General features: G+C 45.2%; 2 tRNA genes and 1 rRNA gene. All 3 read right to left on the bottom strand.

Annotated elements, in window-relative coordinates:
* Nucleotides 1-9 precede the first annotated feature (9 nt).
* Nucleotides 10-82 (bottom strand) — tRNA-Ala (locus ACTQ5J_RS13540).
* A gap of 76 nt (nucleotides 83-158) precedes the next feature.
* Nucleotides 159-232 (bottom strand) — tRNA-Ile (locus tag ACTQ5J_RS13535).
* 95 nt (nucleotides 233-327) lie between these two features.
* Nucleotides 328-378, bottom strand: a 16S ribosomal RNA gene (locus ACTQ5J_RS13530); the annotation flags it as partial.

Raw genomic sequence — 378 nt, 5'->3', positions numbered from 1 at the left:
CATTCACAATGGAGACTAGCGGGATCGAACCGCTGACCTCCTGCGTGCAAAGCAGGCGCTCTCCCAGCTGAGCTAAGCCCCCAGAATAGTGGTAACACTACTGAGTTATTATTATATGTTATTTTCAGTTTTATTTCAATGGATTGGAATAAAACTGATGGGCCTGAATGGACTCGAACCATCGACCTCACCCTTATCAGGGGTGCGCTCTAACCAGCTGAGCTACAGGCCCGTTTTCAAACCCTTATAGAGTTAGCGAAAAAAAATAAGCTCACTCAAAACTAAACAAAGATAATAGCCACTTGGTAAGATTCCTATACTCCTTAGAAAGGAGGTGATCCAGCCGCACCTTCCGATACGGCTACCTTGTTACGACTT

Source organism: Fundicoccus sp. Sow4_F4 (assembly GCF_052116145.1).
Taxonomy (GTDB): Bacteria; Bacillota; Bacilli; order Lactobacillales; family Aerococcaceae; genus Fundicoccus.
The sequence above is the reverse complement of the archived record's forward strand: the minus strand, read 5'-3'. Positions and strand labels throughout refer to the sequence as shown.